Source organism: Nocardioides sp. TF02-7 (genome assembly GCF_022437945.1).
In the GTDB taxonomy this organism is placed as follows: domain Bacteria; phylum Actinomycetota; class Actinomycetes; order Propionibacteriales; family Nocardioidaceae; genus Nocardioides.
The window spans coordinates 322,063-336,919 of sequence record NZ_CP092535.1 but is presented as its reverse complement, the minus strand read 5'-3'; the positions used below and the strand labels follow the sequence as shown (position 1 = coordinate 336,919).

The 14,857-nt window shown below is 73.3% G+C and carries 11 protein-coding genes, 2 tRNA genes and 2 pseudogenes; 11 read left to right on the top strand and 4 right to left on the bottom strand.

What is annotated here, in order from left to right:
• Positions 1-20 precede the first annotated feature (20 nt).
• From MF408_RS01780 to MF408_RS01770, 3 genes are all read right to left on the bottom strand, one after another.
• Positions 21-1,547, bottom strand: coding sequence for a sialate O-acetylesterase (locus MF408_RS01780; RefSeq protein WP_240251583.1), 1,527 nt, complete (start codon positions 1,545-1,547; stop codon positions 21-23).
• Between the two features lie 478 nt (positions 1,548-2,025).
• Positions 2,026-3,396 (bottom strand): PA14 domain-containing protein, encoded by a 1,371-nt coding sequence (locus MF408_RS01775; protein WP_240250025.1) that lies wholly within the window; start codon positions 3,394-3,396, stop codon positions 2,026-2,028.
• Positions 3,397-3,461: 65 nt separating this feature from the next.
• Positions 3,462-3,755 carry a hypothetical protein gene (locus MF408_RS01770; protein ID WP_240250024.1) on the bottom strand — a complete coding sequence of 98 codons (294 nt, stop codon included), beginning with the start codon at positions 3,753-3,755 and terminating at the stop codon, positions 3,462-3,464.
• A 661-nt stretch (positions 3,756-4,416) separates the two neighbouring features.
• Between MF408_RS01770 and MF408_RS01765 the strand changes: the two genes are divergently transcribed.
• From MF408_RS01765 to MF408_RS01720, 11 genes and pseudogenes are all read left to right on the top strand, one after another.
• Entirely contained in the window at positions 4,417-5,226 is an 810-nt protein-coding gene (locus MF408_RS01765) for a fumarylacetoacetate hydrolase family protein (protein WP_240250023.1), read from the top strand.
• Between the two features lie 52 nt (positions 5,227-5,278).
• Positions 5,279-6,766 (top strand): annotated as a pseudogene (gltX, locus tag MF408_RS01760) (glutamate--tRNA ligase).
• Positions 6,753-7,763: a CPBP family intramembrane glutamic endopeptidase gene (locus tag MF408_RS01755; RefSeq protein ID WP_240250022.1), complete on the top strand. Its 1,011-nt coding sequence runs from the start codon at positions 6,753-6,755 to the stop codon at positions 7,761-7,763. Before gltX ends, MF408_RS01755 begins: the two are co-directional and overlap by 14 nt.
• Positions 7,749-7,820: transfer RNA gene (locus MF408_RS01750), tRNA-Gln, on the top strand. Before MF408_RS01755 ends, MF408_RS01750 begins: the two co-directional genes overlap by 15 nt.
• A 116-nt stretch (positions 7,821-7,936) precedes the next feature.
• Positions 7,937-8,009 (top strand) — tRNA-Glu (locus MF408_RS01745).
• A 184-nt stretch (positions 8,010-8,193) separates the two neighbouring features.
• Entirely contained in the window at positions 8,194-9,669 is a 1,476-nt protein-coding gene (nhaC, locus tag MF408_RS01740) for a Na+/H+ antiporter NhaC (protein ID WP_240250021.1), read from the top strand.
• Positions 9,666-11,168: a basic amino acid/polyamine antiporter gene (locus MF408_RS01735; protein WP_240250020.1), complete on the top strand. Its 1,503-nt coding sequence runs from the start codon at positions 9,666-9,668 to the stop codon at positions 11,166-11,168. The genes nhaC and MF408_RS01735 overlap by 4 nt, the downstream gene beginning before the upstream one ends.
• A gap of 161 nt (positions 11,169-11,329) precedes the next feature.
• A complete protein-coding gene (locus MF408_RS01730; RefSeq protein WP_240250019.1) occupies positions 11,330-12,061 on the top strand; it encodes an AIM24 family protein in 732 nt (243 codons plus the stop codon).
• A gap of 85 nt (positions 12,062-12,146) precedes the next feature.
• Positions 12,147-12,827 (top strand): annotated as a pseudogene (locus tag MF408_RS24745) (Ada metal-binding domain-containing protein); the annotation flags it as partial.
• 76 nt (positions 12,828-12,903) lie between these two features.
• Positions 12,904-13,617 carry an AlkA N-terminal domain-containing protein gene (locus MF408_RS24740; RefSeq protein ID WP_345893902.1) on the top strand — a complete coding sequence of 238 codons (714 nt, stop codon included), beginning with the start codon at positions 12,904-12,906 and terminating at the stop codon, positions 13,615-13,617.
• 1 nt (position 13,618) lies between these two features.
• Entirely contained in the window at positions 13,619-14,104 is a 486-nt protein-coding gene (locus tag MF408_RS01720) for a methylated-DNA--[protein]-cysteine S-methyltransferase (RefSeq protein WP_240250018.1), read from the top strand.
• 12 nt (positions 14,105-14,116) lie between these two features.
• On the opposite strand, the gene MF408_RS01715 is transcribed toward MF408_RS01720, so the two are convergent.
• Positions 14,117-14,839, bottom strand: a complete 723-nt coding sequence (locus tag MF408_RS01715) for an IclR family transcriptional regulator (protein WP_240250017.1) — start codon at positions 14,837-14,839, stop codon at positions 14,117-14,119.
• Between the last annotated feature and the right edge of the window lie 18 nt (positions 14,840-14,857).

Genomic DNA, 14,857 nt, shown 5'->3' with positions numbered 1-14,857 from the left:
CTTGGTCGCCGCCGGCGTCGTCAGCGCGCTCCCCGGCGTACCGGACCCGGGCGGTCACGGTCCGTCGGACGCGCGGCAGCCGCAGCGTCACCTTGCCGCCGCGCACCACCCGGGAGAGCACCTTCCCGCCCACCCGGACGACGACCCGGCCCGCGACCGGGACGCCCGCGGGCGCCGCGACCCTGACGACCAGCCGGGGGCGGGCCCCCGGAGCCACCTTCCGCGGGGCCTTCGCCGCGATCCGCGAGCGCGCCTTCGCGACCACCGCGGTGACCTCGGCGTCGGCGGCGGCGTGCCCGGCGTCGCCGGCGTAGCGGACCGTCAGCCGGTGCCGGCCGGGCTTCAGCGACCTCGCGGGCAGGGCGATCGACGCCGTGCCGGCCGCCAGGTCGCCGGAGCCGAGCACGGTCCCACCCGCGAGCACCTCGACCCGGCCGGAGGCCGATGCCGGGGGTGGCCTCGACGGAGACGGTGGCGGCCTTCCCGTAGGCGACCCGGACCGACGTGGCGGTGATCGACGTCGGCGCCGCGATCGGGAGCGAGCCGAACGCCAGCAGGCCGACGTCCCGCGACGTCGTGATGAAGGGCCCGTCGCCGATCCGGCCGTGGTAGGAGAGGCCGGTCGCCTCGGGTGCGGGACGCGAGAGGGTGACCTCGAGCCGGCCGCCGTCGGCGTACGCGACGTCGGTGACCGTGGCCGTCGAGCCGACCAGGCGGAAGTCGGCGGCGACGCCGGGGTCGACGGTGAGCTCGTCGGTCGAGGCGAGCTGCACCACGACGGTGTCGTGGCCCGGGGTGAAGCGCGCCGACACCGGGTCGGGGGCGGCGACACCCTCGCTCGGGCCGCCGAACAGGTCGCGCCGCAGCGTGTCGGCCACCTGGTTGCCGAGGACGCGGTAGCCGGGCCACGAGAAGTGGCAGCCGTCGTGGCCGGGGGTCGCCGTCGTCGACAGGACCGTCACGTCGTCAGTGTGCCCGAGCCGGCGCTGCGCCTCGCGCAGGGCCACGCCGGCGACGCTGCCGCAGCCGGTCGTGCGGACCTGGAACACGTAGTACGGCGGGTCCTCGCCGCGCGCGCCGCCCAGGTCGTCGCGCCAGTCGGCGAGCAGCGCGCGGAAGCCATCGACGTGCACCGCCGCGTTCTCCTCGTCGGCCTCGCCCTGATACCACAGCACGCCGGACAGGTCGTCGGTGAGCCCGGCGGCGTCCAGCCGCTGCAGGGTCCGCCCGTAGTTGGTGGCGATGTCGCCGGGGTCGGCGTCGTCGCGCTGGAAGAACGCGATCGGCTGCCCGCCGTGGGCGCCGTTGACGACGGCGATCGGCACCTGCTCGGTGCGGATCAGGTCGTTGGCCATCTGGAGCGGCCACTGGCCGACCGCGCCGGAGTCGTAGTGGAGGTCACCGCCTCCGAAGCTCCAGGCGCGGTCGGCGCCGGAGATGCCGGCGTCGAAGTGGTTGGTGCCGTAGGACCGGATGAACGGCGACTCGGCGACGGTCGAGCCGTGGCTGGTCAGCGGCGCCGCCTGGGCGTTCGACTGCCCCTGCACCAGGTAGGCGTCGCCGGAGACCACGTCGGTCCAGTGCCCGACCGTGCGGGCCTCGTCACCGTCGAGCACCTCGAGCCTGAGGTCGTAGGAGTGGAGGCCTGCCTCGATCCGCGGCGCGAACGAGAACGCAGGTCCCGCCTGCTCCTCGACGACCGACCCGGACGTCGACGTCACGGTCAGCCGCACCGCGTCGACCGCGGGGTCGGTCACGGTGCCGGCGACGGGCACGGTCGCGCCGTCGGCGGCGTCGCGGGGGTAGAGGCGGCGGTCGTCGGGCGCTGCCGTCAGCTCCACCGACGGGGGCGGGCGTAGACGGTGAGCACCCGCTCGTCGTAGCTGCCGGCGTTCTGCGCGAACGTCCAGTCGGGCTCCCCCGCCCGGCTGGGGACCGATGCCCAGGTCGAGCGGCGTCTGCGGCTCGTCGGCGAACCGGTTGATCGCGAACACCGTGGACGGCGGCGTCGACGACTGGGGCCGGTCACCGACCGAGTGGACCTGGAAACTGCCGTACCGCGCGGTCGCGGGCCGGTCGTCGGCGTCGAACGCCGTGTCGGACGCGCCGGCGACCTGGCGCGCGCCCGGCGGCTCGTAGGTGTTGGGCCACATCTCGAGGTAGCCGGTGAGGTCGGTGCCGGTGCGGACCCGCGGGACGTTGGAGGCGACCGTCAGGTCGTCGACCCGCTGCCTGACCAGCGTGCCGGGCCGGGTGGGGGATGCCCAGGTCGGCCGCGTGGTCGGCGAACGGCTCCATCGCCGCCCACACCCACTGCGACTGGCCGCCGGTCGTGGTCTCCACGCAGTAGCCGACGCGGTCGAAGTCGGAGCCGATCGCGGCCGTGTCGTCGAAGGTGTACGGCGCGCTCGCGCCGCGCCACGCCGCCAGCACCGGGACGTCGAGCTGGAGCACGGGGACGAACCCGTCGTCCTCCGCCTGTCCGGTGCAGGCGCTGACCGGCGCGACCGTCGAGCCGTTGACGGCGGCTCGCATGACCTCCGGAACGGCGGCGCCGCCGACGCTCAGGCCCCCGGAGCCGTCGTAGACGAAGGTCACCCGCTGTCCCTCGAGCACCGGGCGGGCGAGGGTCAGCAGCAGGCGCGAGCTGTCGGCGGGGTCGGTGGCGACCTCCTCGACCGCCACGGGCGTGGCCGCGGCGGTCTCGACGCGCACGTGGCCGGCGACGCTGCCGAGGGCGGTGACGGACTGCTCGAAGTCGGCGGCGAGGGTCGTCCCGTCCGCGCTGACCGTGAGGTCGACGGGGAACTCCTGCACCGAGCCCGGCGGGGTGAACGCGGAGCCGGGGACGGGTTGCTTGGGCATGCCGGCGCTCGACCAGCGGACGTGGACGTTGGCGCCGCCGAAGTCCTGGAACAGCTCGAGGCGGAAGGCGACCGGCTCGCCGGCGACGAGGTGGACCGCGGCGCTGTGCTGCTCGTTGTCCCAGTCGGGCTGCCAGTGGTCGATCCGCCTCTGGCCGGCGACGAAGAGCCGGAACCCGTTGTCGGCGCTGACGTGGAACGTGTAGTCACCCGTGGCCGGGGCCTCGAGTTGGCCGGTCCACCGCGCCGTGGTGTGCTCGGTGCGCCCGGTCAGCTCGGCGAAGCGCTCGGTCAGGTCGGGGAGGTCCAGGTCGGGGTCCAGCCGCACCCCGCCGAGCTGGGCGAAGTCGCGCGCCCCCGGCTCCGACATCGCGAAGTACTCGCCGCGCAGCCCGTGGAGCGGTGCCGCCTCCGCCGCGGCCGCGACCGGTGGCGCCACCCCGGGCACGAGGGCGAGGGCCGGGGCGAGGACGGCGAGCGCGGTGCCGACCACCAACAGCGTGACGGGGCGGACGAAGGACGGAAGCGGCACGGCAGGCTCCTCGGGTCACCGGCTGTGACCCGCGCCACAGCCGGCCGGAGGCTATCGGTCCCAGTTCACGCTGTCGAACCACGTTCCGTTTCGTGGACGGCGAGCAGCCGCTCGCACTCCTCGACCAGGCGTAGCCGGATCGGGGCCGCCCGTTCCGCGAACCGGCGTTGGGCGGCGACGTACTGCGCCTTGCCCTCCGGGGTCTCGATCGCGACCGGGTCGAAGCCGAGGTCGGCCAGGTCGTACGGCGCCGCGCGCATGTCGAGGACGCGGATGTCCCAGGCGAGCTCGAACGCGTCGGCGACCAGCTCGGACGGGACCATCGGCGAGAGCCGGAAGGCGTGCTTGTAGAGGTCCATGCCGGCGTGGAGGCAGGCGGGCTGCTCGAACGCCGGCCGGTCGTCCCGGCCGGGGAGAGCGTGTTGAGCGGCCGCGCGGGACCGGTGAAGAACCGGTAGGCGTCGAAGTGCGAGCAGGCGATCCGGTGGCCCTCGACGACGGCGTCGGTGCCCGCGGTGCCGAGGCGCAGCGGCCAGTCGGCGTGCCGCGTGCCGTCCTCGGACAGCCGGTAGACCATCGCCCACTCGTGCAGCCCGAAGCACCCGAAGTGCGGCGCTCGGCCCGCGGTCGCGACCAGCAGCCGGTGCAGCGCGGTGAGGAGCGGCCGCTGGGAGGCGACGTGGGCCGCGGACACCGACGCGACCGGACCCGCGGAGCCACCGACGTCCTCGTATCCCTTCAGCCCGAGGTGCTCCGTCGCGCCGGCGAGCGCGACGCCGTACCCCGGGTGCCACCGGCGCAGCTGCGCCGGTCGGTGGGAGTAGTAGGTGAACAGGAAGTCGAAGACCGGGTGCTTCACCTTCGCCTCCCGCCGGGCGAGGTGCGGGGCGGTGTAGCGGTCGACGCGCGCGGCGTGCGCGGCAGCGCGCTCGCGCCAGGTCGCGGCGTCGAGCACCGAGAGCCGAGCTGGTCCGGACCGCACCGTCACGAGCCGACAGCGTAGGCGGATAGGCTCGGCGGGTGCGCATCGCGAGATTCACGACCGGCGACGAGCCGTCGTACGGCGTCGTCACCGGCGACCTCGACGAGTTCGGCCAGCCGGCCGACGACGCGGTGGTCGTGACCCTCGCCGGAGACCCCATGTACGTCGGGCTCAAGCTGCTCGAGCAGGAGCACCGGCTGGCCGACGTGCGGCTGCTGGCGCCGGTGCTGCCGCGCAGCAAGGTCGTCGGCATCGGCCGCAACTACCGGGCCCACGCCGCCGAGATGGGCAGCGAGGTCCCGTCGGAGCCGCTGATGTTCATCAAGCCCAACACCAGCGTGGTCGGCCCCGGCGACCCGGTCCACTACCCGCCGCAGACCAGCGACCTCCACTTCGAGGGGGAGCTGGCGGTGGTGATCGGCCGGATCTGCCGCGACGTCCCGCCGGAGCAGGCGACCGACGTGATCTTCGGCTACACCATCGCCAACGACGTGACCGCCCGCGACCTGCAGCGCTCCGACGGCCAGTTCACCAGGGCCAAGGGCTTCGACTCCTTCTGCCCCCTCGGGCCGTGGATCGAGACCGACCTCGACCCCCACGACTTCGTCGAGGGACGCCGCGTCCAGACGTTCCTCAACGGCGACGTCAAGCAGGACGGCAGCACGACCGACATGGTCTTCGACGTGCCGTCGCTGGTCGCCCACGTCTCCAGCGTGATGACGCTGCTGCCCGGCGACGTCATCCTCACGGGGACGCCTGACGGCGTGGGCCCGATGGAGGTCGGCGACGAGGTCGAGGTCGCCATCGAGGGCCTCGGTGCGCTCACCAACACGGTCGTGGCGCGCTAGGGCCGCTGCCGGACGATCCACCACCAGCCGAACCGAGACCGAGAGTGATCACGTGACCGACGCAGCCGACGCAACCCGCCCGACCGTCCGGGTGCGGATGGCGCCCTCGCCGACCGGCAGCCCGCACGTGGGGCTGGTCCGCACCGCGCTCTACAACTGGGCGTTCGCCCGCCACCACGGCGGCACGTTCGTCTTCCGCATCGAGGACACCGACGCCGCCCGCAACACCGAGGAGTCCTACCGCTCGATCATCGACCTGATGCGGTGGCTCGGCCTCGACTGGGACGAGGGTCCCGAGGTCGGTGGCCCCCACGGCCCCTACCGCCAGAGCGAGCGCGCGGACATCTACCGCGACGTGCTCGACCGGCTGCGCGCGACGTCGTACACCTACGACTGCTACTGCACCAACGACGAGGTCGAGGCGCGGCGCAAGGCCAGCGGCTCGAAGGTGATGGGGTACGACGGCTTCTGCCGGTCGCTCACCGCCGAGCAGGTCGCCGCGTTCGAGGCGGAGGGCCGGCGGCCGGTCGTCCGGTTCCGGATGCCCGACGGCGCGATCGGGTGGGACGACCTGGTCCGCGGCGAGATCACGTTCGAGACCGCCCACGTGCCCGACTACGCGCTGTGCCGGGCCAACGGCGAGCCGCTCTACACGCTCGTCAACCCCGTCGACGACGCGCTGATGGAGATCACCCACGTGCTGCGGGGCGAGGACCTGCTCTCCTCGACGCCCCGCCAGCTCGCGCTCTACGAGGCGTTGAAGGAGCTGGGCGTCGCGAAGGCGACGCCGCGGTTCGGCCACCTGCCCTACGTCATGGGCGAGGGCAACAAGAAGCTCTCCAAGCGCGACCCGCAGGCGCACGCCCTGGCCTACCGCGACGGCGGCTTCCTCCCCGAGGGACTGCTCAATACCTGGCGCTGCTCGGCTGGGCGATCGCGCCCGACCGCGACGTGTTCTCGATGAGCGAGATGGTCGACGCGTTCGACATCCGCGACGTCAACCCCAACCCCGCCCGCTTCGACCTCAAGAAGGCGGAGGCGATCAACGCGGCGCAGATGCGGCTGCTCTCCGTGGAGGACATGACCCACCGCGTGCTCCCGTTCCTCAAGGCGGCCGGCGTGGTGTCGGACCCGGTGTCCGACGCCGACGCGCAGCTGCTGGAGCTCGCGATGCCGCTGGTCGCCGAGCGCATCAACAAGCTCACCGAGGCGCCCGGCATGCTCGGCTTCCTGTTCGCCGACGAGGCCGACTTCACCGTCGACCCGGCCGACGCGGGAGAAGCTGCTGGGCGACGACGGCCGGCAGGTCGTGCAGGCGGCGTACGACGCCCTCCGGGACCTGCACCCCTGGTCGACCGACGCCATCCAGTCGGCGCTGCAGGAGGCGCTGGTCGACGGTCTCGGGCTCAAGCCCCGGCACGCGTTCGGCCCCGTGCGGGTCGCCGTCACGGGGAAGCGGGTCTCGCCGCCGCTGTTCGAGTCGATGGAGCTGCTCGGGCGCGAACGCAGCCTGGGGCGCCTGCAGCGTGCCCTCGGCTGACCGCGGCGCGGCCGGCCTGCGCTACGACGAGCTGCACCGGCTGGGCCGCACCGGCGTCCTCCGCTCCGGGCTCGGGACGCTCGCCCTCGGCCTGGCGATGGTGCTGGTCGTCCCGGTCGTGCTCAGCGGCGGCTACCTGGCGCTCGGCGAGCCCTGGGGCGAGGCGCGGGTCGACCCGCTGACGCCGCCCGGGCTGGCCCTGGTCTGCCTCAGCCTGGCGGCTGCGGTGCCGGTGACGATCGTGGTGACCCGTCTCGCCCACGAGGTCCCGGGCCGGTGGCTGGTGTCCGTGGCCGGGCGCGTGCGCTGGGCCTGGCTGCTGACCTGCGCCGGGCTCGCGCTCGTCGCGCTGGTCGCTGCCGTCGCGCTGTCGCTGGCGCTCCCCGAGACCGGCGGCACGCCGATCGAGGGGGCGGGCGACGTGGCCACGGGGCAGGTCGTCGCGTTCGCGGTGCTCGTCGTCACGCTGATCCCGCTACAGGCGGCGGGGGGAGGAGTACGCGTTCCGCGGCTACCTGATGCAGTCGCTCGGCGGCGTGCTGCGCGGGGGCGCGCCGCGCCGGCGGTCGCGGTCGCCGTACCGGCCCTGCTCTTCGCGGTCGCCCACGGGTCGCAGGACCTGCCGGTGTTCTTCGACCGGTTCGCGTTCGGCGTCGTCGCCGGCGTGCTCGCGCTCGTGACCGGTGGCCTGGAGGCCGCGGTCGCGATGCACGTCCTCAACAACTGGGGCTTCTTCGGGCTGGTGCTAGCCTTCGGCGACATCCGGGATGCGCTGGTGACGCCCGAGGGCACCTGGTGGAGCATCCCGGTGACGCTCACGCAGTCGCTGGCCTACCTCGGCCTGGTGCTGCTGGTGGCCCGCCGCCGGGGGGCTCTCGACGGTGACGGCGCCGACCGTTTTGGAACCGCCGCGGCGGCCCGTGTAAGGTTCCTGGTCGGTTCCCGGAGCCGTTGGGACGGGGATCGAACAGCAGTGATGCAGTGGTCTATGGTGTAATTGGCAGCACGACTGGTTCTGGTCCAGTTAGTCTAGGTTCGAGTCCTAGTAGACCAGCGAGTTCTCGCGAGAACCGCTCCGGAGGGCCCCGATTTGGCCGCTCAGGACGGGGATCGCTAGAGTTCCGCAGGTCGTTCGGCCCGAGGCCCCGCCTCGGCGGCCCGGACGGTCACGCCCCCGTTGTGTAGCGGCCTAGCACGCCGCCCTCTCAAGGCGGTAGCGCCGGTTCGAATCCGGTCGGGGGTACAGGTCCGCGAAGGGGCCCTGCTCGGCAGAGATGCCAGGCAGGGCCCCTTCGCCATTTCCCCGCTCACCCGGTACGGGGGAGGCCGCAGCCCGGACCCGGTTCTAGGTTCCCGGGCGTGGACGTCGTCTTCTCGCCGGGGCGCGCGACGGTCGCTCGCGCGAAGAGGCTGCTCGACGGAACGCCGTGACGGAGCGACCGGGGGGCGACGACGTCGCGCAACCGTCGCTGGCGGACGCGCTGGTCCCCCTGGGCCTGCTGACCACTCTGATCGCCGGGTCGCTCTGGCTGTTCGGCCTCGACGCGCTGGACGGTCCGGTGCAGGTCGCGCTCCTGATGTGCTGCGCCGTCGCCGCGTTGATCGCGATGAGGAACGGCCACGACTTCGAGGCGGTGCGGGAGACCGGTCGCGGCGCGCTGTCGTCGGTCACGAGCGCGGTCTTCATCCTGCTGGCTGTCGGAGCCCTGATCGGGGTCTGGAACCTCAGCGGCACCATCCCGACCCTCGTCTACTACGGGATCCAGATCCTCTCCCCGGGCTGGTACTACGCGGCCGCCGCGGTCATCTGCGGCGTCGTCGCGCTCAGCATCGGCAGCTCGTGGACCACCGCGGCCACGATCGGCGTGGGACTGGTCGGCATCGCTAGCCTGATCGGGGTCTCGCCGGAGATCACGGCGGGCGCGGTGATCTCGGGCGCCTACCTCGGCGACAAGACCTCGCCGCTGTCGGAGACCACCGTCCTGACCGCCCAGGTCGTCGGCGTCGACGTGCACGAGCACATCAAGCGCCAGGTCTGGACGTCGCTCCCGGCGTTCGTCGTCGCGGTCGCCGTCTTCGCGCTGCTCGGCGCCACCGGCCCGGACGCGGTCGGCACGGACGAGACCGACAACGACCTGGCCCGTCTCGACGAGGTCTACTGGATCACCCCCGTCGCGCTGCTGCCGCTGGTGCTGCTCGCCTACCTCTCGGTCCGCAAGGTGCCTCCCTCGCTGGCACTGCTGGCGTCGACGATCTTCGCAGGCGTCGTCGGGGCGTTCCTCCAGCCCGAGGTGTACGCCGAGTTCGTCGCCGGGAGCGGCAACGTCGTCGTCGAGTCGGTCAAGGCGGTCTGGCTGGCGATGGGCAACGGGTTCTCGATCGACACCGGGATCGCCGACGTCGACCGGCTGCTCTCGCGCGGCGGCATGGACAGCATGCTGCTGACCATCTGGCTGATCCTCGGGGCGGTCACGTTCGGTGCCCTGCTGGAGGAGTTCGGCCTGATCGATCGTCTGGTGCAGCCGATGATCCGGGCGGCCCGCACGACGGGGCGGCTGTTCGTGACGGTGTTCGCGTGCGGGTTCGGGCTGAACCTCGTGGCGGGCGACCAGTACATCGCGCTGGTGCTGCCCGGACGGATCTTCCGTGCCGAGTTCGCCCGCCGCGGGCTGGCCCCGACGAACCTGTCCCGGCTCGCCGCCGACAGCGCCACCGTCACCTCGCCCCTCGTGCCGTGGAACTCCTGCGGCGCGTTCATGGGAGCCACGCTCGGCGTGTCCACGCTGCTCTACGCGCCGTACGCCGTCTTCTGTTACGCCAGCCCGGCACTGAGCGTGCTCTACGGCGTGACCGGCTTCCGCATCGAGAAGACCCCTGTGACCGGACTCGAGGAGAAGGCATGACTGCAGAGACCGACGCGCCGCCGAGCGGTGCCGTGGCGAAGATGAGCCTGCCGACGCTGACCGCGATGGTGGTCGGCAGCATGGTGGGAGCCGGCGTGTTCTCGCTGCCGGCCCGGTTCGGCGTGGCGACGGGGATCCTCGGCTCGCTGATCGCCTGGGCGGTCGCGGGCGCGGGGATGCTGATGCTGGCGTTCGTCTTCCAGAACCTCGCGATCCGCAAGCCGGACCTCGACTCCGGTGTGTTCATCTACGCCAAGGCCGGGTTCGGGGACTACGCCGGCTTCAACTCGGCGGTCGGGTTCTGGGCGAGCGCGGTCGCGGGCAACACGTTCTACTGGGTGTTCATCACCGCGACGCTCGGTGCGTTCTTCGACGGTTTCGGCGACGGCGACACGGTGCTCGCCGCCGCCCTCGGCTCCGCCGGCGTGTGGATGTTCCACTACCTGATCGCGCGGGGCGTCCGCGACGCGGCGGTGATCAACCGGATCGTCACGGTCTTCAAGATCCTCCCGATCCTGGTGTTCATCGTGGTGCTGTTCGCCTCCTTCGACGCCGGGGTGTTCGCGGACAACTGGACGGCGTACGGGTACGGCGACCTCGGCGGCCTGGACGAGCAGGTGCGCAACACGATGCTGATCACGACGTTCGTGTTCCTCGGCATCGAGGGCGCGAGCGTCTACTCCCGCTACGCCAAGCGGCGCGAGGACGTCGGGAGGGCGACGGTGCTCGGCTTCCTCAGCGTGCTCTCGATCTTCGCGCTGGTGACCCTCTCCAGCTATGCGGTGGTGCCGCAGCCCGAGCTCGCCGACACCCGCCAGCCCTCGATGATCGGCGTGTTCGAGTCGGTGGTGGGTGACTGGGGCGAGGTCTTCATCAGCGCCGGTGTGATCGTCTCCGTCCTCGGCGCCTACCTCGCGTGGACGCTGATGGCCGCGGAGGTCATGTACATCCCGGCCCGCAACGAGGACTTCCCGCGGTTCCTCGGCCAGGAGAACACCCACGGCACGCCCATCACCGCCCTCGTCGTGAGCTCGCTGGCGGTGCAGAGCCTGCTGGCCCTCACCCTGGTGCTGACCGACGCGCTGAACTTCATGCTCGACCTCTGCACCAGTCTGGCCCTCCTCCCGTACTTCCTCGCCGCGGCCTACGCCCTCAAGCTCGGGCTCACCGGCGAGGCGTACGACGGCGTGTCCGACGGGGTCCGCCGCCGGGAGACGATCGTCGCCGGCGTGGCGACGGCGTACACGCTGTTCCTGTTCGACGCGGCGGGGCTGAAGTTCGTGCTGCTGATGACCGTCGTCCTCGCGCCGGCGACCCTGCTCTACGTGAAGGCCCGCAGCGAGCGCTGGCCGGCGCATCTTCACCCCCACCGAGATGGTGCTGTGCGCGGTCGTCGTCGGTGGCGGGATCGTCGGCGCGGTGGGTCTCTGGACCGGGCAGATCACGATCTGAGGTCGCCGCGCCCGGCCGGGACGTCATGCGGACAGGGTCACCGGTGACCCCGTCCGCATGACCTCCCGGGTCGCGGCGCGCCGGATCGTCCCGACGGACGATGCGTCCGCGGCAGCGGTGTGCAATCGTCGGCCACGCCGCCGGCCCAGACCCCCGGCGCTCTCGGGCGGCCACACCTCAGCACCTCAGCACACGGAAGCGAGACACGATGCGCAGCGACCTGTTCGCCCAGGAGACCCACGAGGTCGACGGGCCGGGCAACTTCGTCAAGCAGAACTCGAAGATGATGAAGGTCGAGCTCTCCCAGGGCACCGTCAAGGCCCTCCAGGGCTCGATGGTCGCCTACCAGGGCGACGTCCGGTTCGAGCACCAGAGCGCCGGCGGCGTCGGGAAGTGGATCCGGCAGAAGGTCACCGGCGAGGGGCTCCCGATCATGCGGATCAGCGGCTCGGGCGAGATCTTCCTCGCCAAGATGGGCATGGAGGTGCACGTGATCGAGCTCGAGAACGACTCGATCTCCGTCAACGGCGCCAACATCCTGGCCTACTCCGACACCCTCCAGGACGACATCCAGCTCGTCCGCGGCGCGGGCATGCTCTCGGGCGGCCTGTTCAACACCACGCTCACCGGCACCGGCCAGGTCGCCCTCGTCACCGACGGGCCGCCGCTGCTGCTCCAGACCGGCCAGGCCGAGACGTACGTCGACCCCGACGCCGCGGTCTGCTGGTCAGCGGGCCTGCAGATCCAGCTCAAGACCGACATCGGCATGAAGGCGCTGGTCGGCCGCACGTCGGGGGAGGAGTTCCAGCTCGGCTTCCACGGCCAGGGCTTCGTGATCGTCCAGCCGAGCGAGAACATGCGGTTCGGCGGCGCCCAGGACGGCGGGCAGCAGGTGCAGCAGCAGGGCGCGCTCGGCGGCCTCGGCAACCTCCTGCGCTGACGCGTCGCACCGCCGCCCGGACCCCCGGGCGGCGGTGTCCGTTTTTCCGCGAGCATGGGTCGGTGGCGACCGCCAGAATGGGTGCATGACCACGACCGTCTCCGGCATCCCCGGCCTGGACGTCGAGTCCTGCTACGCCGCGGTGAAGTCGCGCGACCGCCGCTTCGACGGCGTCTTCTACACGGCGGTGCGCACCACCGGCATCTACTGCCGGCCCTCGTGCCCGGCCCGCACGCCCGCGCTCCGCAACGTCGGCTTCCACCGCACGGCGGCCGCCGCGCAGGCGGCCGGCTATCGCGCCTGCAAGCGCTGCCTGCCCGACGCGACGCCGGGCAGCCCCGACTGGGACGTCGTCGCGACCGTGGCCGGGCGGGCGATGCGGCTGATCGCCGACGGCGTGGTCGACCGGGAGGGCGTGCCCGGGCTGGCCCGCCGGCTCGGCTACACGCCGCGTCACCTCTCGCGGCTGCTGACCGCCGAGCTCGGCGCGGGGCCGCTCGCGCTGGCGCGCGCCCAGCGGGCGCAGACCGCCCGGGTCCTCGTGGAGACCACCGACCTCGGGTTCGCCGACGTCGCGTTCGCCGCGGGGTTCTGCAGCGTGCGGCAGTTCAACGACACGATGCGCGAGGTCTACGACGCGACGCCCACCCAGCTGCGGGGCCGCCGCGGCGGGGCGCGCACACCCGGCGCGATCGAGATGCGGCTCGCGGTGCGGACGCCGTTCGCCGGGGGAGCGCTCCACCGGTTCCTCTCGGCCCGGGCCGTCGCCGGCGTCGAGGTGGTCGGCGACGGCTGGTACGCCCGCACGCTCGACCTCCCCGCACGGGCCCGGCACCGTCCGGCTGGAGCTGGCCGACCACGCGGAGCCGGGCGGCACCGCGTTCGTCCGCGCCCGGTTCCAGCTCCACGACCTCCGCGACACGACGGCCGCGCTGGCCCGGGTCCGCCGGCTGATCGACGCCGACTGCGACCCCGTCGCGGTGGCCGACCACTTCGCCGGCGACGCCGTGGTCGGGCCGCTGGTGCGGCGCCGGCCCGGGCTCCGGGTCCCGGGGCACGTCGACGGCGACGAGGTCGCCGTCCGCGCCGTGCTCGGCCAGCAGGTCAGCGTGGCCGGCGCCCGCACGGTCGCCGGGCGGCTGGTCGCCGACCACGGCCGTCCGGTCGAGACCGACGTGCCGGGGCTCACCCACCTGTTCCCCGACGCGGCGACGGTCGCGGCCCTCGACCCCGAGCGGCTCCCGATGCCGCGGGCCCGCGGCCGGGCGCTCACGACGCTCGCCGGGGCGCTGGCGTCCGGCGACCTGGTGCTCGACCACGGGCCCGACCGGGACGACGTACGACGGCGGCTGCTGGCGCTGCCCGGCATCGGCCCGTGGACGGCCGACTACGTCGCGCTGCGCGCGCTGGGGCACCCGGACGTGTTCCTGCCGACCGACCTCGGCGTGCGGCACGCGCTCGCCCGGGTCGACGGCGCGGACGCCGATCCGGAGGCCTGGGCGCCGTGGCGCTCCTACGCCCTGCTACACCTGTGGACCTCGCTGGAGGAGAGCTGACATGTGGACCGAGACCGACTCACCCGTCGGCAAGCTGCGGATCGTCGCCAACGGCGGCGCGATCACCGCGATCGAGTTCTCGCCCTACCGTCCCGCCCCGGACGGCCGGCCGATCGGGGCACGCACCGACGACGACCCGCTGCTGCGCCGCGCGGTCGAGCAGCTGCGCGCCTACTTCGCGGGCGAGCTGACCGACTTCGACCTGCCGCTCGCGCCGTCCGGGACGACCTGGCAGCTCGCGGTGTGGGAGCAGCTGGGCAAGATCGGCTACGGCGAGACGGCGTCCTACGGCGAGATCGCCGCGCGCCTCGGCAAGTCCAACGCCGCCTCCCGCGCCGTCGGCCTCGCCAACGGCCGCAACCCGATCCCCATCGTGATCCCGTGCCACCGGGTGATCGGCGCCAACGGGACCCTCACCGGCTACGCCGGCGGCGTCGACCGCAAGCAGGTCCTCCTCGACCTCGAGCGCTCCGACGCCCTGTTCTGATCCCCGCGCGACCTACTCGGCCGCGGCGCGGCGCAGCGACTCGGAGAGCCGCTCGGCGGCGGCGAGGACGGCGGGGGCGTGCATCCGGCCGGGCTGGCGGGAGAGCCGCTCGAGGGGTCCGGAGACGGAGACGGCGGCGATCACCTTGCCGCCGGGGGAGCGGACGGGCGCGGACACCGACGCGACGCCCTGCTCGCGCTCGCCGACCGACTGGGCCCAGCCGCGCCGGCGGATGGCGGAGAGCTCGGCCGCAGAGAACGCCGCGTTCTGCAGCCCGCGGTGGATGCGGTCGGGGTCGTCCCAGGCGAGCAGGACCTGCGCCGCGGACCCCGCGCGCATCGTGAGCGTCGAACCGACCGGGATCGTGTCGCGCAGGCCGGAGGGGCGCTCGGCGGCGGCGACGCACACGCGGTGGTCGCCCTGCCGGCGCCACAGCTGGGCGGACTCGCCGGTGATGTCGCGCAGGCGCGCCAGCACGGGACCGGCGGTCGCGAGCAGCCGGTCCTCGCCGGCGGCGGCCGAGAGCTCGGCGAGCCGGGGGCCGAGCACGAAGCGGCCCTGCATGTCGCGGGCGACGAGGCGGTGGTGCTCGAGGGCGACCGCCAGGCGGTGCGCGGTCGGTCGGGCCAGGCCGGTGCCGGCGACGAGGCCGGCCAGGGTGGCAGGCCCCGACTCCAGGGCCGTCAGAACCAGGGCCGCCTTGTCGAGGACGCCGACACCGCTCGAGTTGTCCATAATGCAATACTGCCGTCT

Bases quoted from the DNA above. Each gene is read 5' to 3' on its own strand.
- MF408_RS01770 (WP_240250024.1), bottom strand. From the start codon at position 3,755: ATGGACCTCTACAAGCACGCCTTCCGGCTCTCGCCGATGGTCCCGTCC.
- MF408_RS01735 (WP_240250020.1), top strand. From the start codon at position 9,666: ATGACTGCAGAGACCGACGCGCCGCCGAGCGGTGCCGTGGCGAAGATG.
- MF408_RS01730 (WP_240250019.1), top strand. From the start codon at position 11,330: ATGCGCAGCGACCTGTTCGCCCAGGAGACCCACGAGGTCGACGGGCCG.
- MF408_RS01720 (WP_240250018.1), top strand. From the start codon at position 13,619: ATGTGGACCGAGACCGACTCACCCGTCGGCAAGCTGCGGATCGTCGCC.
- MF408_RS01715 (WP_240250017.1), bottom strand. From the start codon at position 14,839: ATGGACAACTCGAGCGGTGTCGGCGTCCTCGACAAGGCGGCCCTGGTT.